The sequence below is a fragment of the Pseudoalteromonas sp. MIP2626 genome (genome assembly GCF_013414205.1).
Taxonomy (GTDB): domain Bacteria; phylum Pseudomonadota; class Gammaproteobacteria; order Enterobacterales; family Alteromonadaceae; genus Pseudoalteromonas; species Pseudoalteromonas nigrifaciens.
The window spans coordinates 162,638-185,893 of sequence record NZ_JAATTW010000004.1 but is presented as its reverse complement, the minus strand read 5'-3'; the positions used below and the strand labels follow the sequence as shown (position 1 = coordinate 185,893).

General features: G+C 37.5%; 23 protein-coding genes. 11 read left to right on the top strand and 12 right to left on the bottom strand.

What is annotated here, in order from left to right; genetic code table 11:
* Positions 1-237 precede the first annotated feature (237 nt).
* The gene (locus HC000_RS04630; protein WP_179807064.1) at positions 238-1,047 is read left to right on the top strand and encodes a hypothetical protein; all 810 of its coding nucleotides are present in this window, start codon (positions 238-240) and stop codon (positions 1,045-1,047) included.
* Positions 1,048-1,396: 349 nt separating this feature from the next.
* On the top strand, positions 1,397-1,951 hold the full coding sequence (locus tag HC000_RS04625) for a cytochrome b (protein ID WP_179807063.1): 555 nt from the start codon (positions 1,397-1,399) through the stop codon (positions 1,949-1,951).
* A 49-nt stretch (positions 1,952-2,000) separates the two neighbouring features.
* On the opposite strand, the gene HC000_RS04620 is transcribed toward HC000_RS04625, so the two are convergent.
* The gene (locus HC000_RS04620) at positions 2,001-3,254 is read right to left on the bottom strand and encodes a YeeE/YedE family protein (protein ID WP_179807062.1); all 1,254 of its coding nucleotides are present in this window, start codon (positions 3,252-3,254) and stop codon (positions 2,001-2,003) included.
* Between the two features lie 282 nt (positions 3,255-3,536).
* Positions 3,537-4,196, bottom strand: a complete 660-nt coding sequence (locus tag HC000_RS04615) for an SCO family protein (protein ID WP_179807061.1) — start codon at positions 4,194-4,196, stop codon at positions 3,537-3,539.
* 351 nt (positions 4,197-4,547) lie between these two features.
* On the opposite strand from HC000_RS04615, the gene HC000_RS04610 reads away from it, so the two are divergent.
* On the top strand, positions 4,548-4,901 hold the full coding sequence (locus HC000_RS04610) for a TM2 domain-containing protein (RefSeq protein ID WP_011328163.1): 354 nt from the start codon (positions 4,548-4,550) through the stop codon (positions 4,899-4,901).
* A 120-nt stretch (positions 4,902-5,021) separates the two neighbouring features.
* On the opposite strand, the gene HC000_RS04605 is transcribed toward HC000_RS04610, so the two are convergent.
* Entirely contained in the window at positions 5,022-6,539 is a 1,518-nt protein-coding gene (locus HC000_RS04605) for a leucyl aminopeptidase (RefSeq protein ID WP_179807060.1), read from the bottom strand.
* Between the two features lie 214 nt (positions 6,540-6,753).
* Between HC000_RS04605 and HC000_RS04600 the strand changes: the two genes are divergently transcribed.
* Both HC000_RS04600 and HC000_RS04595 read left to right on the top strand, forming a co-directional pair.
* Positions 6,754-8,568, top strand: coding sequence for a serine/threonine protein kinase (locus HC000_RS04600; RefSeq protein WP_179807059.1), 1,815 nt, complete (start codon positions 6,754-6,756; stop codon positions 8,566-8,568).
* A 61-nt stretch (positions 8,569-8,629) separates the two neighbouring features.
* The gene (locus tag HC000_RS04595; RefSeq protein ID WP_179807058.1) at positions 8,630-9,073 is read left to right on the top strand and encodes a DUF3859 domain-containing protein; all 444 of its coding nucleotides are present in this window, start codon (positions 8,630-8,632) and stop codon (positions 9,071-9,073) included.
* 103 nt (positions 9,074-9,176) lie between these two features.
* Here HC000_RS04595 and HC000_RS04590 read toward each other — a convergent pair whose 3' ends face one another.
* From HC000_RS04590 to HC000_RS04580, 3 genes are all read right to left on the bottom strand, one after another.
* A complete protein-coding gene (locus HC000_RS04590) occupies positions 9,177-9,593 on the bottom strand; it encodes a VF530 family protein (protein ID WP_011328167.1) in 417 nt (138 codons plus the stop codon).
* 72 nt (positions 9,594-9,665) lie between these two features.
* On the bottom strand, positions 9,666-10,658 hold the full coding sequence (locus HC000_RS04585; RefSeq protein ID WP_179807057.1) for an MDR family oxidoreductase: 993 nt from the start codon (positions 10,656-10,658) through the stop codon (positions 9,666-9,668).
* A gap of 48 nt (positions 10,659-10,706) precedes the next feature.
* On the bottom strand, positions 10,707-11,342 hold the full coding sequence (locus HC000_RS04580; protein WP_041454420.1) for a TetR/AcrR family transcriptional regulator: 636 nt from the start codon (positions 11,340-11,342) through the stop codon (positions 10,707-10,709).
* 386 nt (positions 11,343-11,728) lie between these two features.
* On the opposite strand from HC000_RS04580, the gene rmf reads away from it, so the two are divergent.
* Positions 11,729-11,899, top strand: coding sequence for a ribosome modulation factor (rmf, locus tag HC000_RS04575; protein WP_011328170.1), 171 nt, complete (start codon positions 11,729-11,731; stop codon positions 11,897-11,899).
* Positions 11,900-11,975: 76 nt separating this feature from the next.
* Here the strand turns inward: rmf and fabA are convergent, their stop codons facing one another.
* On the bottom strand, positions 11,976-12,491 hold the full coding sequence (gene fabA, locus HC000_RS04570; RefSeq protein WP_011328171.1) for a bifunctional 3-hydroxydecanoyl-ACP dehydratase/trans-2-decenoyl-ACP isomerase: 516 nt from the start codon (positions 12,489-12,491) through the stop codon (positions 11,976-11,978).
* A 203-nt stretch (positions 12,492-12,694) separates the two neighbouring features.
* Between fabA and HC000_RS04565 the strand changes: the two genes are divergently transcribed.
* The 3 genes from HC000_RS04565 to HC000_RS04555 are packed head-to-tail and all read left to right on the top strand — an operon-like array spanning position 12,695 to position 14,803.
* Entirely contained in the window at positions 12,695-13,552 is an 858-nt protein-coding gene (locus tag HC000_RS04565; protein WP_179807056.1) for a 6-carboxytetrahydropterin synthase, read from the top strand.
* Positions 13,545-14,363 (top strand): M23 family metallopeptidase, encoded by an 819-nt coding sequence (locus HC000_RS04560; protein WP_011328174.1) that lies wholly within the window; start codon positions 13,545-13,547, stop codon positions 14,361-14,363. Before HC000_RS04565 ends, HC000_RS04560 begins: the two co-directional genes overlap by 8 nt.
* Positions 14,364-14,368: 5 nt before the next feature.
* A complete protein-coding gene (locus HC000_RS04555; RefSeq protein WP_011328175.1) occupies positions 14,369-14,803 on the top strand; it encodes an acyl-CoA thioesterase in 435 nt (144 codons plus the stop codon).
* Between the two features lie 198 nt (positions 14,804-15,001).
* Here HC000_RS04555 and HC000_RS04550 read toward each other — a convergent pair whose 3' ends face one another.
* From HC000_RS04550 to HC000_RS04530, 5 genes are read right to left on the bottom strand one after another with little or no spacing between them, the layout of a single operon-like run.
* Entirely contained in the window at positions 15,002-16,324 is a 1,323-nt protein-coding gene (locus HC000_RS04550; protein ID WP_041454421.1) for a Na+/H+ antiporter family protein, read from the bottom strand.
* Positions 16,321-18,303 carry a DUF3488 and transglutaminase-like domain-containing protein gene (locus HC000_RS04545; protein WP_179807055.1) on the bottom strand — a complete coding sequence of 661 codons (1,983 nt, stop codon included), beginning with the start codon at positions 18,301-18,303 and terminating at the stop codon, positions 16,321-16,323. Before HC000_RS04545 ends, HC000_RS04550 begins: the two co-directional genes overlap by 4 nt.
* On the bottom strand, positions 18,300-19,289 hold the full coding sequence (locus HC000_RS04540) for a DUF58 domain-containing protein (RefSeq protein ID WP_179807054.1): 990 nt from the start codon (positions 19,287-19,289) through the stop codon (positions 18,300-18,302). The genes HC000_RS04545 and HC000_RS04540 overlap by 4 nt, the downstream gene beginning before the upstream one ends.
* Positions 19,290-19,294: 5 nt before the next feature.
* Positions 19,295-20,200 carry a MoxR family ATPase gene (locus HC000_RS04535; protein WP_179807053.1) on the bottom strand — a complete coding sequence of 302 codons (906 nt, stop codon included), beginning with the start codon at positions 20,198-20,200 and terminating at the stop codon, positions 19,295-19,297.
* Between the two features lie 13 nt (positions 20,201-20,213).
* Complete coding sequence (locus HC000_RS04530; RefSeq protein WP_086994129.1) at positions 20,214-20,597, bottom strand: response regulator; 384 nt, start codon at positions 20,595-20,597, stop codon at positions 20,214-20,216.
* A gap of 426 nt (positions 20,598-21,023) precedes the next feature.
* On the opposite strand from HC000_RS04530, the gene HC000_RS04525 reads away from it, so the two are divergent.
* Positions 21,024-21,767, top strand: a complete 744-nt coding sequence (locus tag HC000_RS04525) for a hypothetical protein (RefSeq protein ID WP_179807052.1) — start codon at positions 21,024-21,026, stop codon at positions 21,765-21,767.
* Between the two features lie 237 nt (positions 21,768-22,004).
* Positions 22,005-22,964: a sugar-binding transcriptional regulator gene (locus HC000_RS04520; protein WP_179807051.1), complete on the top strand. Its 960-nt coding sequence runs from the start codon at positions 22,005-22,007 to the stop codon at positions 22,962-22,964.
* The last annotated feature ends 292 nt before the right edge of the window (positions 22,965-23,256 follow it).

Genomic DNA, 23,256 nt, shown 5'->3' with positions numbered 1-23,256 from the left:
CATCTCAGCAGAAATCAGCCATTAAAACGAAAGTCTTCGAGCTATCGAAGTTTGCTGTTGGAACTGAGAAAAAAGAAACAGCCTAGTCTCTAAGTCAAGGCTGTAGAAGCCCATTGATCGACACGGAGTGGCGTCGATGGGTAGTTCACTGCTCATTTACCTATTCGAGTAGTAGTATAGCCGACCTTTTTAGCTCAGTAACTGAGCTAAATACTACTATGAAAATTTAGGTTATTAATGAAGTTATGTATTGTCGGTTTTTTATTTGCGTTTAGTGCCTGTTTTAGTTCCCTTGCTTTAGCGCAAACTACGCAAGAGTATAGTGCTGTGCAAAATGTTTCAGCAGATGCGGCGGGTCATATAAAAGTTGAGACGTTAACTAACATTGAACCTAATAACAGCTACGACTGGCACATTCATTCCTACTGGGAAAACCGCTATGTTACTGAAGGGCGTGATAACTTAGCAAATAAAGGGATTACCTCAGTATCTACAGAGCTAAATTATGAAAATTTCATAATTATTCCTTGGTTTGCTAAAGGCATTAATACCGATTATTCAGAAGTGAATTTAAATATAATATACGCAACGGTATTATCAAAAAACCTTGAGCTATTAAGTGGGTATAGTGCAATTGCCTCGCGCGAAGAAAGCAGTAACGCTTACGATAATGAGGTTAGCCTTGAGCTTATTTACTCTTTTGCACAGCAGGTTCAGCTTATAAGTAGTTTATATTATTCATTTGATGCACAAGGTGCTTTTTTAGATGTTGCGCTAAATAAACATTATCAATTAACGCCCGTATTACAGCTTGATTTTAAAACCAGTGTTGGCTTTAATTCAGGGTATGTGGCCGATGGGCATAATGGTGCTAATCATGTGCAATTTAGTACCAATTTATCTTACTCAGTAATAAAAAACATGCAGTTATACGCATATAGCAACTACAGTTTTGCTATTAATAAAGATTCTAACCGCTATGCCGACGATGAATTATTACAAGATGTATTTTGGGCGGGGTTTGGTTTAAGTTATCAATACAGATAGCGCCGATAAATATAAGTTAAATAGTTATTGTGCTAGATCATTAAAAGCTTACTTTAAACACTGTAAAAGTTTTAAACGCGCTAAACTTCTTAAGTAACCTGAGCTCCGGATAATAAACTTATCTCAAGCAGCTGTTTTCAGCGCTAACTGCGTTGAATTTACTTGCAATAGGCCAGCTATTGACGCGTAAATTCGCCTTGTTTTCACTGAAAACCTCTGGCTAGAGAAAATAAAATTAAATATAACGATGATTCAATACGTTAGTAAATCTCTTAACCAGAGTTCAGGTTAAGTACGGTGTGCTTGAGAAGTAAAGAGCGCATTTATTTCTTAGATATTTAGAGGTTTTATGGCTATAAAAAACACATCTACCCATTACAATAAACTCTCAATAATCCTGCACTGGCTAATGTTATTAGTATTAATTGCTGTGTATGCATCGATTGAACTACGGGTTTTATTTGATAAGGGCACAGAAACTCGCGATTTATTTAAAATGTGGCATTTTATGCTGGGGTTATCAGTTTTATTGCTTGTAACTATTCGGCTATTTATTCGTTTAAAAAGTGGTTCTAAACCATTAATAACGCCCAGTCCAGCAAAATGGCAAACCATGGCGGCTAGTATTACGCACATTGCACTTTATGCTTTTATGTTTGCAATGCCTTTGGCAGGTTGGTTTATGTTGAGTTTATTTGATGCGCCAATCCCTTTTTATGGTTTTGAATTACCCGCATTAGCGGCAAAAAACACTGATCTGGCAAAACAAATTAAATACCTACACGAAACAACGGGCGTACTTGGTTATTACTTAATTGCATTACATGCCAGCGCAGCACTTCTGCATCATTATATTATTAAAGACAATACACTTAAACGTATACTGTTTAAAAATAACGGTTAGTAAAAATGCCGACTTATAATTTAAGTCGGCATTTTAATTATAAAAGGTATTATTTAATTACAGCATGTTGCAGCTTATTACCCAGTATTCCACCAAGCAGTAAAAAAATTAGGTAAATCCAACCTGACAATGAAAAGTTAGCGATAGGGGTAAATAATGCACCTACATTGCAGCCATTGGCAAAACGCGTACCAAACCCCATTAGTAGCCCGCCAAGTGCAAATAAAGCAAACTGTTTAGCTGAGTGGTTTATTTTAAATGAAAACGAAAATTTACCCATAAGCAGCACGGCTATTAATGTGCCTAACATTATTGCAAAGTTTTGTACCGAAATAGCATGATCAAAAAAGCCTGTAGTAAACATTACTTCGGGTCTTAGAGTATAGTTTGCAATATCGTTTGCGCTTATGCCAAGTTGCATTACAAGCTTACCAAACCATATGCCAAAAGGGGTAGAAGCGCCCCAGCCCGAACCAGTTGACGCCATCATTACACCAAATATAATTGCAATTACTAAAGCAGAAGTGCGCATTTCCCACATGTTTCCTATCCAGCGTTTATATGTGTGGGTGCTAAAAAATGTAAATTGTTGTGTACTGTTGTGTAATAACTGGTTTTGTCGGGCTATTTCACCGTCAACCCCTAAATAAGATCCACTTTTTTGTCGGTAGTTCTCATATTTTTTAGCCAGCACTACAACAATTAAAGCAAAAGCAATCGTAACTAAAATAGCAATAAAGTAGCCATTTAATGGCCCCCAACTAAACAAATCGGGCAGGTAAATACCTTGCTCAGCATAACTACTTGTAGAGATTACACTTTGCGTGATCCAGCTTTGCGTTGCTTGTAGCGGAAAGCCAAAAAACACACCTGCTCCAAAAAATACCAATGTTGTTAGTGCGCGTGGTACATCGCTTACCATTTCTACCATCATGCCGGTAGCACAGCAGCTCGACAAGCTCATACCGGCACCAAACATTACGCCACCAATAATCAGGCCTAAATTAATAGGGTTAACCCATAAGTTATAACTTGTTGAATCTGTATTTACTAATAAGCCAGCATTTATAATGGCAGTAATAACAAACATAAACATAAGAGTTTGCAATAGCTGTGTTGAGCCACGTCGGTATGCGCGATTAATGCTGCCAGCAAAACCAATTGAACCTTTCGCTAAGGCAAAACCCAAAGCTAAGCCTAGCAGTAGACGTAAAAACAGTGATAATGTTTCGAGAAATAGTGCCCCTAACAAAATAGATAAAATAGCAATAGCGCTACCTAGTATGGCTTGTTTTTTATTCACATAAGTACCCAATAATTAATAATACAAAGCTGAAGTGTGAGTGAAGGGCGGATTATTCTATTGTGCTGCAAATAAGTCCAACGCTACCCTATAACTTGTTGGTATATATACGTCATTAATACTCTATGCTGTAAGCAAGTGAAGCAGTTGATTAAAAATATATGAGAAATTTAAAGCGGACTTAGGTAGGAGGTATTTTAAGTAAACATTTATAAAATAATATAAACACTCTATTTATTAATAAAGTGTTTTATATTTGTGTTTTTAGTAATAGTGAGTAGCTTAAAAGTTGGCAAGCTCCTTAGCAGTGAAAGTTGCATTACTAATTACACCCGTTTTTTGAAACTTGATTCTGCCTTGCTGGTCAAGCACCGTCATTATATTAGAGTGCTCTACCTCGCTATTCCCTATATTTTGATACTTAATGTTTAATGCTGCAGCTAAGCTGCGCACATCATCGGCTGAGCCTGTTAATAAGCTCCAATTATGCGCACTTAGTTTTCTGCTTTGGGCAAAGCTTTGTAATACCGTCGGGGTGTCTGTATCAGGGGTAAGCGAGACTAATATAAATCCAACATTGTTTTTTTCTTCATCACTAAGCTTATTTTCAATAGCTTGCATGGTCGACACAATAGTCGGGCAGGTATGCGCACAATGTGTGTAAATAAGGCTTACTATTTGCTTTTTACCACTAAAGTTACTTAATAAACGCTCGTGGCCATCTTGATCTAACCACGTATTATTTAATTGGTAAATCGAGTTTTGAGGAATGTTTTGAGCTGGAGCCTGTTTGCTATCTTTAGATGAAGCTTGAGCATAGGCTTGTAAGTAAGCCTGTGTGTAGGTTTGTGAGAAGCCTAGTGAGTAAGCGGCTGAGCTGGTTAATAATGCCGTAACAGTCCACATTTTAACAAATAGTGTTATCGATTTAAATTTTATCATTTTGATACTCCATTAAAAAACCACAATTAACTTAGTGCTGCGCTATTAAGCAAAAAGGGTTTATGCAGAACAACTAACTAAATGTAAATTTTGTTAACATTATTTAGTGTTGATTATTGATACTATCGAGTTTTAATAGCTGCACATCGTTTATTTGCACTATATAAATCATGTATAAGCACCCAAATGTAAAATAGTTGTTTTATTTTTGTTGAATATGGTTTGCCTATTGTGCTAAGTTTTTAGCTGTTAAATATTTTCAAGTATCTAAAAATTAAAACTAATAATTTATATACTGACATTTACTTAACTACGCTATGAAGCATATTTATAAACAATGGAGAGTTATTAATGAGTGATGCAGCAACATTAAAAAGTGCAGACGAAAAGTTTTGTTCGGACTGTGGAGGCGTAATTAGTTTAAAAGCAGAAATTTGTCCTAAATGTGGGGTAAGACAAACAGCGCAACCTAATTCATTAGGTGGTACTGCGCCCAATGGTAAGAGTAAAATAGCTGCAGCATTGCTTGCGGTATTTTTGGGTGGTTTTGGTGTTCATAAGTTTTACTTAGGGCAAATTGGCTTAGGCTTTATTTATCTGTTGTTCTTTTGGACAGCTATTCCGGCGATCATTGCATTTGTAGAGTTTATTATTTTATTAACCATGAGCGATGAAGCGTTTAATAATAAATATGGTTACGACTAGAAGGTGTTTGACCTTCTAGGTTAAAGGTTATATTGCTTTAACTAACAATAAAAAACGCCAAAAGAATGTATGTGCTTTTGGCGTTTTGTGTTTTAGCTAGTAAAGCTAACTAATGTATATTTAATTACTTAGTAGCCATTCACTCAATAAACGCACGCCAAATCCGGTACCGCCTGCAGATACTTCGTCTTTGCCTTTTTTAGCTAATGCATTGCCGGCTATGTCAATGTGTACCCAGCGAGTGTCACCGGCAAAATGCTCTAAAAAGCTTGCTGCAGTAGTTGCACCAGGGCCACTGGAGCCAACATTGGTTAAATCAGCAATATCCGACTTTAAAGCATCTTTATAACCTAAAGGTAAGCGCCATAAGTTTTCGTTAACCTGTTTACCGGCTAAGGTTAATTGCGTTACTAATTTATCATCTTGTGAAAATACTGCCGCGTATTCATTGCCAACAGCACCTACTTTAGAGCCAGTTAATGTGGCTACATCAATCATTATTTCAGGATTAAAGTGCTTACGCGCATACCACATTGAATCGCTAAGTACCAAGCGGCCCTCTGCGTCGGTATTAAGTATTTCTACACTTAAGCCTTCAGCGGTACGTACTACGTCGCCCGGTGCTACAGCAAATTGCGACACCATGTTAGCGGCCATACCCATCACTGCAACTACGTTTTTATCTGCTTTAGCAAGTGCCATTGCTTTTACAGTACCCAGTACCGCTGCTGCACCTGCCATGTCTGATTTCATTCGTGCAATAGATGCACCTGTTTTAATGCTGTAGCCGCCAGAGTCAAATGTAATACCTTTACCTATTAGGGCAATAGGTGCGTCGTTAGACCCTTTATAATGAGCAACTACAAGGCGAGCGCCTTGTTCGCTACCACGGCCAACAGCTTCAAGCGCTCCCATACCTAGCTCTTTTAATTGTGCAGGCTCAAGTACGCTAATAGTAACGCCAAGAGACTCTAATTCTTTAGCTGCATTTGCAAAGTCGACCGGGGTCATGTGGGTAGCAACTTCAGAAGTTAAGTCGCGGGCTAAAAATACCCCAGCTTGAATGCTTTGCAGCACTTTATATGTTTTTTGTGTTTGCTTAGTATTGGTAACATCAAATGTGTAACTAATGGTTTCTGTGTTGGCTTTTTGCTTATACTTTTCAAAGCGGTGGTCGCGTAAATTAGCGCCATGAGCAAAGTTAGCTGCTAACTCGGCATTATTATTTAAGCCGGTTACGTCATCAAATATTACACTTGCAGTTGTTACTTTATTGCCAAGTAAGCGAGCATGTATATTGCCACCTAATTTTGCAATACGGGCTTTATCTAGTTCTTTTTGTTTACCCGTACCTACCACTAATATACGATCGTATTTACTGTTTTGTGGTGCTATAAGTTCGGCAACACTGGCGTAATCGCCTTTAAAGTTTTCAATGTCTATTATGCGCTGTAAATGCTGTTTAAACTCTTTATTAAGTGCTTTAAATTGTTTGTTTTTTCCATCTTGGCTATAAAATACGACTAATGTTTGTGCATCTTTGTTTATGTTTGATGAGAAAGTAAACTCAGCTGCGTGCGAACTCATACCAGCACAAAGCGCTATAGCTAAGGAAGAGGCTTTAATTATGTTTGTCATTGTTTAACCCAAAAGAATATAAAGCCCTGTTTTACCTTATTTTAGCCCAATAGGTTAAGCCCTATACGTTGAATGCGCAATTTATAGCGATATGTAGCCTTAAAATTTTAACGAGCGCTATTACTTGAGATAAAACTTTAAATAAAATAGAGTATTACACAGCTAAAAGGGTTATTAATTTAAGCCGTTACACTTCCTTAATTGAGAAAATACAGTGCAAGCCAAAGAAATTCGTAACTTTTATATTAACGAAGAGCAATCTGTTTATTTGCTCTCACACCACGATGCTAAAAAGCATCGGCAGTGGCTTAATATATGTATTAAAAAACTTACCTTACTTGGTTACGAAAATGTAGAAATGATTGGTTCAGGCGCTTTTGGTTTTGTATTTGCGGGGCACGACGATACCGGATTACCTTGGGTATTTAAGTTTTCGCGTATTACACTAGCGCAAAGCATACGCGATCGCCTAGAAGACGAAGCTTACATGCTATCGCAAATAAACAATCCACTTGTACCTGAATTTTATGCATTTGAGCGAATTAAAAAACAAGGCATTTTAATGATGGCTCGCGCCATGGGCGAAGACCTTGAAAAAGTATCGTTAAAAAAAGGCCGAATTGGCGCTGCAAAAATTATGACGCTGGCAGTACGACTCAGAAACGTGCTGCTCGATCTGCGCAATCATAATACGGGTATAACTGCGCAACCTATTGTGCATGGCGACATTAAACCTTCAAACTTAGTATGGGACGAAGCAAGTGATGCACTGTCGTTAGTGGATTGGGGAAGCTCGGTATATGCGCAAATAGACAGTGACGGTAACCCTATTGCCAGTAATTTTATGGATTTAATGTCGGCAGACGTAAGCACAACTAACGCACGTATGGGCGATGTGTACTTTATTGGTGAAGCACAAATGTCGGGGGAGCAATCATCTCCACGTTTTGATGAGCAAGGCGTAGCGGCAACTTTGTACGCGCTTGCTTCTGCACAGTCTTGTCGGTTTGGAGTAGACGTTATTCCGGCCAGCAGTTTAGGGCTACCAATAGAGCTGGCTAAAGTAATTGACGGTATGCTCTCTAAAAATAAACAAGTGAGAAATAGCGCAGGTGATTACTTTATGCGTAACATTACTAATATGGCGAAAGCCTACTTACCCGAGTTGCCTAAAAAAGTAGTTAAAGCCGCTATTCCGTTTTGGTTTAGTTATGATGAAGAGCCCGAAACCGTAGTATACAGCTCACGAAAACAGTTTTTACGCCAAGCCGATCATAAGCAGCAATTACTTGATGTAAACGATGCCCAATTAGATCGTTACTATAAAGAATTTTTGTTTGATACCGGGGATACCGAAAAAGCATTTTTAGCTTCAATTAGTCGTTTAGCAAAATACCCTGCTGTAGGCGGGTTAAGCTTTCATTGGAAAGATGAGTCACTGTTTGTTGAATCATCGCTAATTTTGTATAACGAAACGTTAGCTGCTGCATTTACCGATGCGGTAAATAACACTGTAATGCTGGCACAAGCAATTAGCCAAAAAGGGCTGTTTAAATGTTGTTTGTTTGACGCACGTAAAACCATTCAGCTAGAGCGCGATAGAACAGGCGCTTTTAAGTTTGAAAGTTTACCAGAACTTGATTTTGAAACGGTGAATGTAAATGCCAGTGATGTTACCCGGCCACATTCTTACTTTGAAGATGGTAAAGATCCCGACGAGCAACTACAACTGCCAAAAAAAGTAATTAAATGTGTGTTTGAGCTAAATCAAATACACCACACTGGCTGCATTATTTTTGAAGCGCTGCCCGATAGGCTCAAAATACATCATTACTACCGGTTGCTCGATGCCAGTAAAGAGGATGAGTTTAGGCGGCTGCTTAATAAGTTGATGCAATACGCAGTTAATATTACCGACGTAGGGGTAGCCGGTTTTATGAAGTTACCTTACAAAAATACTCGTGAGTTTAGTTTGTGCGAGCAGCAGAGCAATCATTACTATCCTAAAAACCCAAAAATGACACTTTAAATATGGCAAATTTACACACTCTGCTGGCATACAATAAACGTTAAATATAAAGTTAGGTGATATGGCTAAATTAAAACCGATAATTACGCTGCAAAGCTACGGTATTTACTCAACATGGGATAACGAGAGTAAAGCATTGCCGCAAATAGAGCAATTTACTACTGAGGTCATCGCTACTCTTGATGTTGAATTTGGTTTGATCATAAATATTAAAAAAGCCAAAGGCGAAAAATTACATTACAGCATTTATCATCCTAATATACCCGATGATGAAGGCGACATAATGCCTCCTTTTTCCGGAGTGGTGTATGTTAAAGACAGCGACTGGCATTTTTATTTAGGTGATACTTTATGGCCACCAATTAATAATAAACTTGGTAATTGGCGCATGACCATAGAGTACAATGGCAAACTTATAGCGGATAAAACATTTAATGTAGCACTGGCTACAGAGCGCTCGGCTGTAGAGTTTTGGCAAGATAGGGGATACAAGCCACTAAAGTAAAGTTTATATAGCTGTTGCTGTTAACTTATAGGGTATGAGTAAAAAGGCGTAATAAAAAAGCCGGCAATGCCAGCTTTAATAATGAGTGGTTTAACCTTGTGCTTTAGTTGCCCCAAGGATTAGTTGAGCTAACACGCTGTTTACGGGTACGCGCACGTTGCTTAGTCTCTTTTTTCTCCATAATACGCTTTGCATCAGTAAAGCTTAACTCACACGGCTCACCAGGTTTATGATCAGCAGGGATCACGCGATCACGCGGTGGCAGTTCGTATTGCACATCATCAGGACGTGGTAAGTTTTTAAGGCGATACAAATAAAAGTTATCTACTTTTTCTTGTGCCCACTGTGTTTTACGTAAAAATTTAACCGCCGATTTAATATCAGGATTATTTTTAAAGCAATTTAGCTGTAAATAAGCGTATAGGAGTTCCCACCCATATTGTTCAACCAGCTCTTCAACCACTTGTTCTAATTTTACGCCTTGCAGTGGGTTATTACTGAAAAGTTCTTGGTTGCTCATAGGTGTTGCCTCGTTATTAAAATACAAAGTGTATTATAAATTTAATAACGAGGCTTTAACAGTGTAAAAAGCTTAACTTTGGCAATTAACTACAACACGGCCGCGAATTTTACCTTTCATAAGCTGCTCGGCGTTATCAATTACTTGTTCAAGCGTTATTTCGGTCGATATTTTATCAAGGTAATCAGCTGCTACTAAAGATGCTAAACGATCCCATGCTTCAATTCGGTCGGCTTTTGGGCGCATTACGCTATCAATGCCTATTAATCGAATGCCACGTAATATAAATGGTGCTACAGAGCTAGGTAAATCCATACCTTGTGCAAGCCCACATGCGGTTACAACACCTCCATATTTTAACGAGGCGCAAATATTAGCTAAAGTATGGCTACCTACTGAGTCTATAGCTGCGGCAAAACGCTCTTTTTGTAGCGGCTTACCTGGGTTTGAAAGCTCATCACGATTAATTACATTTGCTGCTCCTAGCTCTTTTAAATAATCACTTTGCTCCATTCGTCCAGTAGCTGCGGTTACATTGTAGCCAAGCTGATTTAGTAAATATATTGCAAAACTACCTACGCCACCATTGGCACCGGTTACCAGCACTTCGCCTGAATCGGGTGTTATGCCTTGTTTTTCGAGTGCAATTACACTGAGCATAGCGGTGTAACCCGCAGTGCCAACTTGCATAGCTTGTTTTGGTGAAATGCCAGCAGGCAAGGGGATTAACCAATCGCTATTAAGTGCTGCTTTTTGAGCAAGCCCACCCCAGTGTTTTTCGCCTACACCAAACCCATTTAAAATTACCTTATCGCCACTTTTAAATTCATCGCTGGTGGAGTGGCTCACAGTGCCTACTAAATCTATACCCGGCACCATAGGAAAACTGCGTACCACAGGCCCTTTTCCGGTTATTGCTAAGCCATCTTTATAATTTAAAGTGCTGTATAGCACATCAATAGTGACATTTTCATTCGGCAGGTCACTATTCTTAATGCTGCTTAAAGAGGCGCTGTAGTTATTATCATCTTTATTAATAACAATGGCTTTAATTGGGTTACTCATGGGATATCCTTTTAGACCGATCGTCTTTTAATTGGTAAAAAAAACGCATTAGGTTAGTAATGCGCGTAAAAACATTTCTGTATACAAAGTAAGTGGAGTATTAGACTTAGTGAGCTTGGCACGCATAACCGCACCCTCCCAACCAATCCAAAAATACTCACTCATTAATGGGGTGTTTACACTGTTGGCAATTGTACCTTGCTGCTTTGCTTGGTTTAAACACACCTCTACCAAGTTTTGCCAGCTAGTATAACTTTGCAATAAGCGGGTTTTAAATTCGTCACTTAAGTGATTCAGTTCTTGATTTAAATTGCCTACTAAACAGCCACGCTTATAATCGTACTTCTTCATCCCTTTAATGGCACTTTGGGTAAAGTTGACTATTCGCTCCAGCGGGGGCACGTCACTTTGTTGTAAATAATGATTAAGTTTGGCAATAAAATAACTGTCGTAAGCATCAACAAGGGCAATACCGTACGCTTCTTTACTTTTAAAGTAATGATAAAAAGAGCCTTTAGGTACGGCTGCTTTTTTTAATATGGTATCGAGGCCAGTTGCGCTAAAACCAAACTCGGTTAGTGTTTCTAGGCCTGTGCGAATAAGTAACGCTTTGGTATCTGCGTTTTCTCTGGCTACTTTGGGTGGGCGGCCACGCCTTACTGGAGTTGGTGTGTTTTTGTTCATACAACATATTAGACCGATCGACTTTAAATAATCAAGCATTAATTGTGTTGTTTATTAAATAAGCTAAATAAAATTTAAAATAATTAAAAAATAGACTAGATTAATTTGGAACTAAGGCTAAATTAGCCGGTCACAATATATACACAACAGTGTAATAAAACGATTTTTTAATCGTGTTTTTAAGTTAGATTAAACCGGTCAATACAGTGCAAGTACGACCACTTACTTTTTAAAAAGCTAATTCATCATTGCATCAGCAGCTTAGTTAAAGTCAAACTAATTAATTGCTTTTATAATTTGAATTAACCTTTTTTATTAGCTATTCATTACATGTAGATTTCACTAATGCTACAAAATATATAAATACAAAGGTGAGGATATTACCGATGAAGAGACAAAAAAGAGATCGTTTAGAGAGAGCACATTCTCAAGGATTTAAAGCAGGTTTAGCAGGTCGCTCTAAAGAGCATTGTCCCTATCAACAAGTTGATCCAAAATCAGAATGGTTAGGTGGTTGGCGCGAAGCAATAGACAATCGTAATATTTATAAAACATAGTATATAACTGAATTTAAGCAAAAATGCCTCCAAGTGGAGGCATTTTTGTATGTGTATTTTAATTATTAACAGTTAATTAAAATGCACTGGTGTCTTGAAATAGACCCACTTTTAAATCTTTCGCTTCGTAGATTACACGGCCATCTACTTCTACCGTGCCATCGGCAACACCCATAAATAATTTGCGTTTAATTACGCGTTTCATTACTAGGCGGTAGGTTACTTTTTTAGCGGTTGGTAAAATTTGGCCGGTAAATTTAACTTCACCCACACCTAGCGCACGGCCAAGACCTGGACCGCCAGACCAACCTAAGTAAAATCCAACTAACTGCCACATAGCGTCTAAACCTAAGCAACCGGGCATTACAGGGTCACCTTTAAAATGGCAGTCGAAAAACCATAAGCTAGGGTCAATATCTAGCTCAGCAACAATTTCGCCTTTACCGTGTATTCCGCCATCGGCAGTAATAGAGGTAATGCGGTCCATCATTAACATATTGTCGCTTGGTAAACGGCAGTTACCTTCACCAAACATTTTACCTTCACCACATAGGATCAAGTCTTCTTTTGTATAGCTATTTTTAGGTTCCATAACACTTATCTTCGCTTATAAATTGCCAACTACTTTAGCGTACACTTGTACGCTGAACAACTCGGATCAGTTAAAAAAGCTAAATTTAGGAGGTTTTTTAATCAATTGATTGGTGTAATTGATTTTAGCCTGATTAAACCGCGCAATTACAATCATAAATCATTATAATTACCGCTGACTTTTAACCTGTTTAAAGGAAATTTATGATCCTTTTTGTTAACTCACTAACAGTGATAGATTTTTCTTACTTGTGTAATAAACGCGGCGCAGTTGGCGAGAGCTGGATTGTTGATTTAACTTTGCATGGCAAACTAAACGATGAGTCTATGGTATTAGACTTTGGCTTAGTTAAAAAGCAAATTAAAGGCATTATAGATGAGTGTATTGATCATCGTTTAGCTGTACCTAATAATCTAAATGGCGTGGTTAGCGAATTTAGCGACCATAAAACATTAGATTGTACATTTGGTGATAACCACCATTTGGCGATGAGTGCTCCACATCAAGCTTATTGTATGATTAACGCAGATGAAGTAACTATTGCATCGGTTACAGATTTCTTAATAGCGACTATTTTGCCACAACTGCCAGATAATATAGAAAAAATTGAGCTGTCATTGAAGCCAGAGCATAATCAAAGCTATTATTACCATTACAGCCATGGCCTTAAAAAGCATGATGGTAATTGCCAACGTATTATTCATGGGCATCGTTCTCAAATTGGTATTAGTTTAGATGGTATTTCTATGCCTCGCCTGCAAAAAGAATGGTCACAAAAGTGGCAAGACATTTATCTAGCCACCGCTGAGGATCAAATTAAGGCAGACGAGTTACAACACGTTAGCGCAAAAGCTGGCGATGTATGTTTTGCATATACTTCAGCGCAAGGCTATTTTGAAATGGCTATTAGCGAATCGCGTTGCGATATTCTACCTAGCGATACCACGGTTGAATGCATTGCAGAATACTTAGCGGGTCAGGTAAAAGCACAATATCCTGAAAAAGCGGTAAAAATAACGGCCTACGAAGGAGTAGGCAAAGGGTCTATTAGCCATGCTTAAAACATTATTAGCAGCCGTGTTAATTTCCTCTACTAGCTTAAGTGCAATGGCACTTGAGCTAAAAGGGCAATTAACTCAAGGCGGTTTAGTAACCGGTAATATTAGCAACGCGCAGTCGGTTAGCTTTAACGACAAAACACTTAAGCTTTCGAGTAAGGGTGATTTTGTATTTGGCTTTGGCCGCGATGCACCAACAAATCACACACTTAAATGGGTTGATAAAGCTGGTGTTGAGCACACTGAAAGCCTAGTAATTACTAAGCGCGACTATCAAATTGATAAAATTACCGGCGTTGCTAAAAAATATGTATCGCCGGCTAAAGAACTCAGCGCACGTATAAGTAAAGAGGCTGCTGCGATTAGAGCTGCGCGCCAGGTTAATTCTGACCTATTGTACTTTTTAGATCCTGTGCTAAAACCTGCACAAGGGCGTATATCTGGGGTGTATGGTAGCCAACGTTATTTTAATGGCGAGCCACGCAGACCACATTTTGGCTTAGATATAGCCAATAAAACGGGGACACCTGTGTATGCACCTATAAGTGGTACAGTGGTGTTTTCGCAGCCGGATATTTATTATTCAGGTGGCACACTTATTTTAGACCATGGCCACGGCGTTACCTCTACTTATATTCATTTAAGTAAGCTTGATGTAAAGCTGGGCGATAAAATTGAGCAAGGTAGTAAAATAGCTGAAATAGGTGCAACAGGGCGGGTAACAGGCCCGCATTTAGATTGGCGTTTTAACTGGCAAGGTGAACGCCTTGATCCGGCCTTATTAATGCAAAACAAATTAGCTAATAAAAAGTAGATACTATGACACAAGTAGAGCGCGATGCTATTATCGCGCAACGTATTAAAGATTCCACCACATCGGTAACTAAAACAGTGTTTCCGGGGCGAACTAATCACCACAACACTTTATTTGGTGGCGACGCTTTAGCTTGGATGGACGAGGTTGCTTTTATAGCGGCAACGCGTTTTTGCCGTAAGCCTTTAGTTACCATTTCATCAGATCGAGTAGACTTTAAAGAAGCTATTCCTGCAGGTACTTTTGCTGAACTTATAGCAAAAGTAGTGCATGTAGGTAATACCAGTTTAAAGGTTGATGTCGATATACTTCTAGAAACTATGCATAATGACAACAAGCATTCTGCTATTAGTGGCAGCTTTACCTTTGTTGCAGTAAATGATGATCACCGACCAACGCCTGTGGTTTGCGATAAAATGATTTATGGTTTTGACAAGTAAACATTAGAATAAAGTATTTTAATGTTATTAAAAATAAGCACTTTAAGTAGTGCTTATTTAAATACCACCAAAGAACACATCATACTAATTAATTGCAAAAGATATAGCTAAACAGCAGAGTCAATTTTAATAATAATTATCAAGGTGGGAGGTCGATAACCTAATCTATTATTAGGTTATCGTTTTACATTACTTAGGTTAAAGCACCATGGCAGCTATCCAGCCAAATATTAATAACGGTATATTAAAGTGAATAAAGGTAGGCACTACTGAATCCCAAATGTGGTCGTGCTGGCCATCAGCATTTAGCCCAGAAGTTGGCCCAAGTGTAGAGTCAGAAGCGGGGGAGCCTGCATCACCTAACGCACCGGCCGTACCCACTAAAGCAGCAGTGGCCATAACCGAAAAGCCCAGCTCTAAACATAAAGGAACAAATAAAGTAGCTATAATTGGCACGGTTGAAAATGAGCTACCTATACCCATGGTAATAAACAATCCAACTAATAAAATAACCGCTGCCGCAATGGGTTTATTCCCAGCAAATAACTCAGCGCCACTGTGTACTAAACTAGCCACATGACCTGTAGCTTGCATAACAGCTGCAAATCCTTGAGCAGAAATCATTATAAAACCAATCATTGCCATCATAGCGACGCCTTTACTAAATACGTCGCCATTATCTTCCCATTTAACGATGCCGAAAACGCTAAAAATCATTACACCCACTAAGCCACCTAAAATCATTGAACCGCTAGCGTTTTGCGCAATAAGTGAAGCAAGTACAGCAAACAGGCCAACTAACATTACCTTTTTTGGGTTTTCTACCGTGGTTTCTTTACTTTCTATGGTAAGCGGAAGCGCTGCGTAGTCGCGACGTTTTCTGTAACTAAAAAATATTGCAATTAATAAACCTGCAAACATGCCCAAAGCCGGAATTATCATTGCCATAGGCACTTGGGTATTTATTATTTCTAAACCGTTATCCACTAAATTTTTATGGAGTATTGAATATAAGTAAATACCACCAAAGCCATACGGTAGTACCATATAAGAAGTAGCTAAACCAAAAGTTAAAATACAAGCTATTGCACGTCTATCCAGCCTAAGTTTATTAAAAATTACCAGCAGCGGTGGAATAAGAATAGGAATAAAGGCGATATGAACCGGCACTAAGTTTTGCGATGAAATGGCGCAGATCATTATTATAAATAAAATAAAATAACTGAGCAGGGTTTCACTGCCACTTTTTTGTGCATTAACTTTAGCTAATAATTTTGCGGCTAAAATACGTGTTAAACCTGATTTAGAAATAGCCACTGCAAAAGCACCTAACATGGCATAACTTAGTGCTATTTCAGCACCTGCCGACAATCCCGAATTAAAGGCGTCTATACTTTCTTTTAAGCCCAAACCAGCGGTTAAGCCAGCAACAAGGGCACTTATTATCATTGCAACAATAACATTTACGCGGACCAAGGTAAGCCCAAGCATTAATAAAACGCCTATAACAACCGCATTCATAGATTTCTCTGTTTCGTAGATTTAATTAATTTTATCAGATATTTTGCCTGAGTTTTACGTTCTTTATTAAATGGTTTTTTAGCATAACGTACTTGGTTAAATAACTGACTAAACTCGAGTAATTGTTGCTCAACATGCGGCGCTTGCGATGCTAAGTGTTGTAATTGTTGAGTAGGCGTTAAATGATCGGCTATCTTAAGTTTACGTTTTTTAGCCCAATTTATTAATTGTTCAAACTCTTTAACCATAGGAGCTAATTTAGTAGCGGGCTTAGGCCAATTTAAATAAACAAAATAACTAACAAAAGTCAGCCCTAAAATAACAATTACAGCCAGCGGTACCAGCCAAATATTTTTGCTGCCAAAAATAGACTTTAAAAAGTCGTTTTGTTTTTCATCATCAAAACCAAGTACCCAGCTAGACCACCTATAATCTAAGTTTTCTAGCTCTAGCCTTAGCCAATTAATAGCTGCAAAGTTACTTAAACTAACTAAACCAAAGTCGATATTGCTTTTAAACTCATTATTTAACTCAGTATTTTGTGAAAGCGATCCTGTAAGCCTATCGGGAGCAACCACCGCTGTGGCATCAAATATTTGCCAGCCTTCATTATCTAAATATACTTCTACCCATGCATGTGCATCATATTGGCGAACAGATAAAGTATTATTATCTGTATTAAGCTCACCACCTAAATAGCCACTGACAACTCTTGCCGGTATACCCGCACTTCTAAAAATATAAGCTGCGGCACTGGCATAGTGGCCACAAAACCCACGTTGTTGCTCAAACATAAACTGATCAATAGTATTGTTGCCGCTCATTGGCGTCGGGTTAAGCGTATAACTAAATTTTTCGTCTATAAAGTAGTGTAGTAATGCATTGTAAAAATCACGGTCGCTGGTTAAGTTTTGTTTTAAATTATAGGCAAGGGCACTTGCTTTGTTATTGTCGTTATTTACTAAGTGTTTGTAGTGTTTAGTTTGCCACTGTAATAAAGGAGCATTTGTTAGTGCAGAGCTACTTGCTGTGTATTGCACACTTTTAGCTTGGTAATTTTTTTTACGCAGTAAGCCCAGTGAGTCACTCTCTACGTTATCGTTATTACTGGTTGCAAAGTTGAGCCCATATAACCACTTTTGACTCGAGGGCTCGGCAATAATCGAATAGTCGTATTTTGTTAAACTACTAACTTGTTGCGTTTTAGTTTGAGTTACGCTGTTATGCTTTAATAAATTGGAAGTGAGCCACGCATTTCCGTTAAACTCATCGTGTACTAAGGCTCGCCAATACAGGGGAGCTTTAGGTGCTAGATCATTAAATTTAGCTCTAAAAACCAGTTCATCTGAATTAGATAACTTGGCAATATCAAACGGATCTATTTGCTCAGACAAACCAGTTTTAGCTAACTTTGGCCCAGGTAGTTGCCAAAATGCCGGCATTTTTGGTAAAAATATTAATAAAAATACCGCTAGTGGTAATGCCAATAATAGTAATTTACCGCTTTGTTTAGATGCGACTTTTAAATTATGTTTTGATTCTAACAAGCCCAGTACGGCAAAATTTAAAATGTACAAACTACTCACTACTAAAGTAGTTAAAATACTTTGGTTAAATAAATAAACCGCCGAAAGCGAAAAAAATGTCAGCGTAGTTATTACATGATAATGCTTTTTAGTTTTCGCCTGTAACAACTTAAATAAGCTTGAAAGCAACAACATAGCCACAAATAAAATAACCGTGTCGCTAAATCCCACACTAAAAAGCATTAACCCTAAAGCAAGTGCTGCTAAAGCGTTAGCCAACCAGGCATTAGGTTTAGTTTTATTACTTATGGTTACATAAAAGTTCCACGCACAAAGTAGCGCTAGTACACTAATAAATACAATTGGTAAGTGAGCAATAAAAAACATGACTAAGCAGCTGTATATAAAACACAGTGAATAATTTATTACTTTTATGTTTTTTATTGCCGTCACTTTGTATCACCATTAAATGTACTAAGTGATTCTAAACAAAGTGTTTTATGTTGCACACCTAGGTTGGTAGCTATTATTTTACTTGGTAGTTTTAGCATAAAGGGGGTGTTATTCTCTGTTGCTTCACATACTAAAAAGCACAGCTGGTTTAAGCGTTGCTCGGTATCGCCATGCATTAAATCAAAATCAAATAATGCATCAGCAGCTTTAAAATCAACAAACTCTTTAACTAATAACTGCTGTGTTTTAGCAAAATGTTTCCAAGAAATTCTTTGCAATCCCATTTCAGGCAAGTGCGGTATTAATGTTTCAAACTCTTCACTACCGAGTTGTTTGGCAATACCGTTTTCGGCTTGCTCGGCTAGACTATTTATCTGAGCGTCACTAAACACCTTTTCAAGTGAAGGGTAAATATAAACACTTGATTGTAGTTGAATGTAGCTCCAAACAGTGATCAAGCCAAAGGGATAATTACTGGCAATTTTTATTCGCTGTAGTGAGTAACATCCGCGTTTGTTATAGGGTAGTGGCAAGCTTAGCGTTAGGGCTGTATTGGTTATTTCATCATGATTAATTTGCGTTTGTTGATCGCCTTGATAAATTAGCATCACAGATTGGCAAATCGAGGGGCTTTGTACAGCAAACTGAACTTGTGGATTTTGTGGTGCAAAGCTCGAAAGTGAATTTTTAAAAGTAACAGTTAGGCCTTTTGCATTGCTGTAACCCAGTAGTACAGCAATAATCATTACCACAAACATTAAATAAGCCATGATCAAAATTAAGTTGTTTTGATAGTTAATCCCCATCACAAAATTTAAAATAGCTACACTAATAAAGTAGCAGCCAAGGGCTGATGGAAAAACATAAATAGTTTTGTGTTCAAGTGTAATTGACTGTTTTAAATGTTTATTTTTTAATAATTTATTAAATATGGCACGTTTAAATGACTTAAATAAAGCAGGGCGCTTAGCTTTGTTATTTGGCATAAATGCTATACCGGAACCATAACAGCTTTTAATATTTGCATAACTTGCGCTTCGCCCGACTCATTGTGTAACCCTAAACGGTGCTGACAAACACTGGCAAAAACTGCTTGCACATCTTCAGGCATAACAAAGTCACGACCGTCAATATAAGCCCATGATTTAGCAGCTTTTGCTAATGCCATGCTAGCGCGTGGCGATAACGATGCAGCAAAATTATTACTTTCGCGTGTATAATTTACCAATTCAATAATATAATCAATTACAGGATTACTTAGTATAATATTGCTAATTTCAGTTTGAATTTGAGCTAATTGTTGCTCAGTAATACGTTGTGGTAGCTGGGTGTAGTCACGCTTTTGCATATTTAGTAACAGCCTTTTTTCGGCTTCTTTTGGCGGAAAACCAAGGCTAATACGCATTAAAAAACGATCCAGCTGCGACTCAGGTAAAGGGTAAGTACCTGATTGATGTAATGGATTTTGTGTAGCAATAACAAAAAATGGGGTAGGAAGAGAATACTTTTTACCATCAACAGTAACTTGTTGTTCTTCCATTGCCTCAAGTAAGGCGCTTTGTGTTTTAGGTCCCGCTCTGTTTATTTCGTCTGCTAAAACAACTTGGCTAAAAATAGGCCCTTTATGAAAGCTAAAACTGTGTTCATTACTATTAAATACATTAGTACCTAATATGTCGGCTGGGAGTAAGTCGCTGGTAAATTGTATCCGTTGATACGACAAGCCTAAAACGGCTGCTAAGGCATGCGATAACGTTGTTTTACCCATGCCAGGTAAATCTTCAATTAGTAAATGGCCTTCACTAAATAAGCAGGTGAGCGCGAGCTTTATTTGTTGTTTTTTACCAAAAATAACATTAGATAAATCATCGATAATTGCACTAACAGAACTTTGCATACTAACCTTATTATTATTCAATGAGCTCTAAACGCTTCATTACTGTATCTACTTTTTGTACATTAAACGGTTTTGCTATAACCCCTTTAGCACCAAGTTCCCACGTATTTTCTACATTTTCGAAACTGTTATGGCCAAAGCAAATAACAACATGAATATGCGGATAGCAATTATTTATATAAGTTAAAATATCACTACCTTCAGAGTCAGGTATTTCGACATCTAAAAATATAACCTTTGGGGACTTTTCGCTAAGCAGCGGTTTTGCACAATCAAAATCTTCACACTCAAGAATATCTTCATAACCAAGATCCGTTAAAATTTGGTTTAGATAGTCGCGACTGTTTTTTGTATCATCAATGATTAAAATAGGTTCTAGTGGGTGCACAAATTCCATATGTTGTTACTTCTATTGTTAATACCATTTGAGTACTTTCAATACTAAGCTAACCACCTCATAAGCTCAAGATAGTAACTAAAAAACAGTCATTAATAACTGATTTAAATAATTTTTAGCTACTTTGTCGTTTTATTAAATAACCTCCGCGCATTACTTATCCTTTAATATTGTAAAAATTTACGTTGAAAGTGATTTACGTTTAATTAATAAAAAACAAATTAACAATTATGATGTTTTAACCTGCTGATATAATTGACTTATTATTACAGCGTGACGCATTGTGAATTTTTTGTTATTTAAATAGTTGACGTACGAACTTCTTGCTGGGATTATGACCACAAGAAGGGCTTATGCTCACATTGTAATTTAGCACTATATAACTCAAGCCAAACGCAGAGCTTATACAACCAAAGAAGCATATTTATGAAAGCTAAACATGTATTAACACTAACGGCAGCAATAGCAACTTATAGTAGCCAGGTACACAGCAACGATTTTAATTTAGGGTTAGAATTTAAAACAAATCACTTATGGCATGGCTCAATTGTAACGCCAGGCCCAATGGTTGCTGGTGAATTAACTTATAAAACGGCGGATAATAAAATCACCTTAGGTTTATGGGGTGGGTCCTCTTTTGATGGTGAGTATCAGGAGTTTACTTATTTTGCTTCTTATAAGTTTTCAGAGCAGCTGTTCATTGAAATTGTTAATCATGGTAACCACTCGTCGATTAATAATGTAGATATTTTTGACTATTCAAGCGATCCGGATAAAACCGGAAACTTTATTGATGTCGGTCTTGGTTACACCTTTGCGGGCGAAATGCCATTATCTCTTTACTACTCAGTAATAGTTCAAGGAATAGATACCTATTTAGATGAAAGTTCAGGAAAAAACAAACAAGCTTACACTAACTATCTCGAAGCTAGCATGCCCGTGTGGAAGGGTAATGAATTAGATGAGCAAGTCTCTGTATTTATTGGTGGTGCTTTTTCTTTTTTAGATCAGCAAAACTTTTATGATGATAACGCTAATATAGTTAACTTAGGTTTTACTTACTCCAAGAGCTTGCAAATACTAGAGTATAATTTTCCTATATCGGCAACAGCTATGTGGAACCCCGCGCAAAATAAAGGTGCATTACAGGTCGCATTTACGTTTTTATAATTTTTATAGCTGTGGCCATAACTTGCACTTAGCTGTAATAGAAAAAATATGTTGTGAGCAATTAGAAAGCGTTAACTTGATTTCTATTAGTGCAATAACATGAAAATTCGACACTTTTATTAAATGAATGGTATATTTAGAGGGCTAATAACAATTAAATAATTCGTTCAATTAACAAAAATATTTTGCTGTTAATCAATTTTAATAGTCTATTTATTTTGATTTTAAGAGGTTTCAGTGGCCAAGCTATCTAATACAGAAATTAGAAAACTCGATGACGCAGCAAGAGCAGGGTGGTTGTATTATGTTGCAGGTAAAACACAAGACGAAATAGCTAAAAAGCTTAATACCTCACGCCAATCGGCACAAAGAATGGTAGCGCTATCTGTTAGCCAAGGATTAATAAAAGTAAGACTCGATCATCCTATTGCTAAATGTATGGATTTGGCTGAACAAATTAAAACACGTTTTGGTTTGCTCTCTTGTGATGTAGTCCCTAGTGATCCGTCAGAACCTTCATCTACATTAGGTTTGGCACAAGCTGGTGCGGCTGAAATAGAACGCCATTTAAAATCACCACAACCAAAAGTTATTGCAATGGGAACTGGGCGAGTTTTACGCGCATGCGTAGATGAGCTCCGAACACAAGATTGCCAACAACATAAAATAGTTGCCATGTTAGGCAATATGGCATTAGACGGATCGGCATCGCCATACGATGTAGTAGTAAGAATGGCTGAGCATATAAATGCTAAACATTACCCAATGCCGTTACCTGTTTTGCCACGCACCATTGAGGAAAAGCTGCAACTGCATTCACAGCAGAATGTTGCTAGTAATTTAAAATTAGCCACGAATGCAGATGTTACATTTGTAGGCGTTGGTAATTTAGGATTAAATTCGCCACTTCATAAAGACGGTTTTGTAAGCCTTGACGAACTCCAAGAGTTACAACAGCAAGGTGCTGTAGGAGAAATGATCAGCTGGGTGTTTGATAAAAATGGTAAGTTATTAGATTGTAATGTTAATCAACGAGTAGCAAGTACGCCATTAAAAGTTAATTCAGATAAACAAATTTTTGCCATAGCTGCCGGAGAAGAAAAAGTATTAGCCATTTTAGGTGCGCTAAGATCTAAAATGATTAGTGGGCTTATTACTAACGAATACACGGCCGAGCGTTTACTAAGTATTGAGTAACTTATATTTTAAATGAAAACCTGAAATATAATATTCCATGCATTAGATTACATACATTAGAAAATATTAATTAAATTTAAATGTACCAAATTGAGAATAACTAACTTAGATAAAAACCTCTTTAATGTCCGATACCGTCTAGTATTGGACATTACAGAGCTAATAAAGAGAGTATGTGGCACTCCTTATTAATACATATATAACAACCTATAATTTATATTATGTTAAATATGGTTTGAAATAAGCTATTCAGTATAACTATGTGTGTTGTAAGCCTTCTCGTTACGAGATT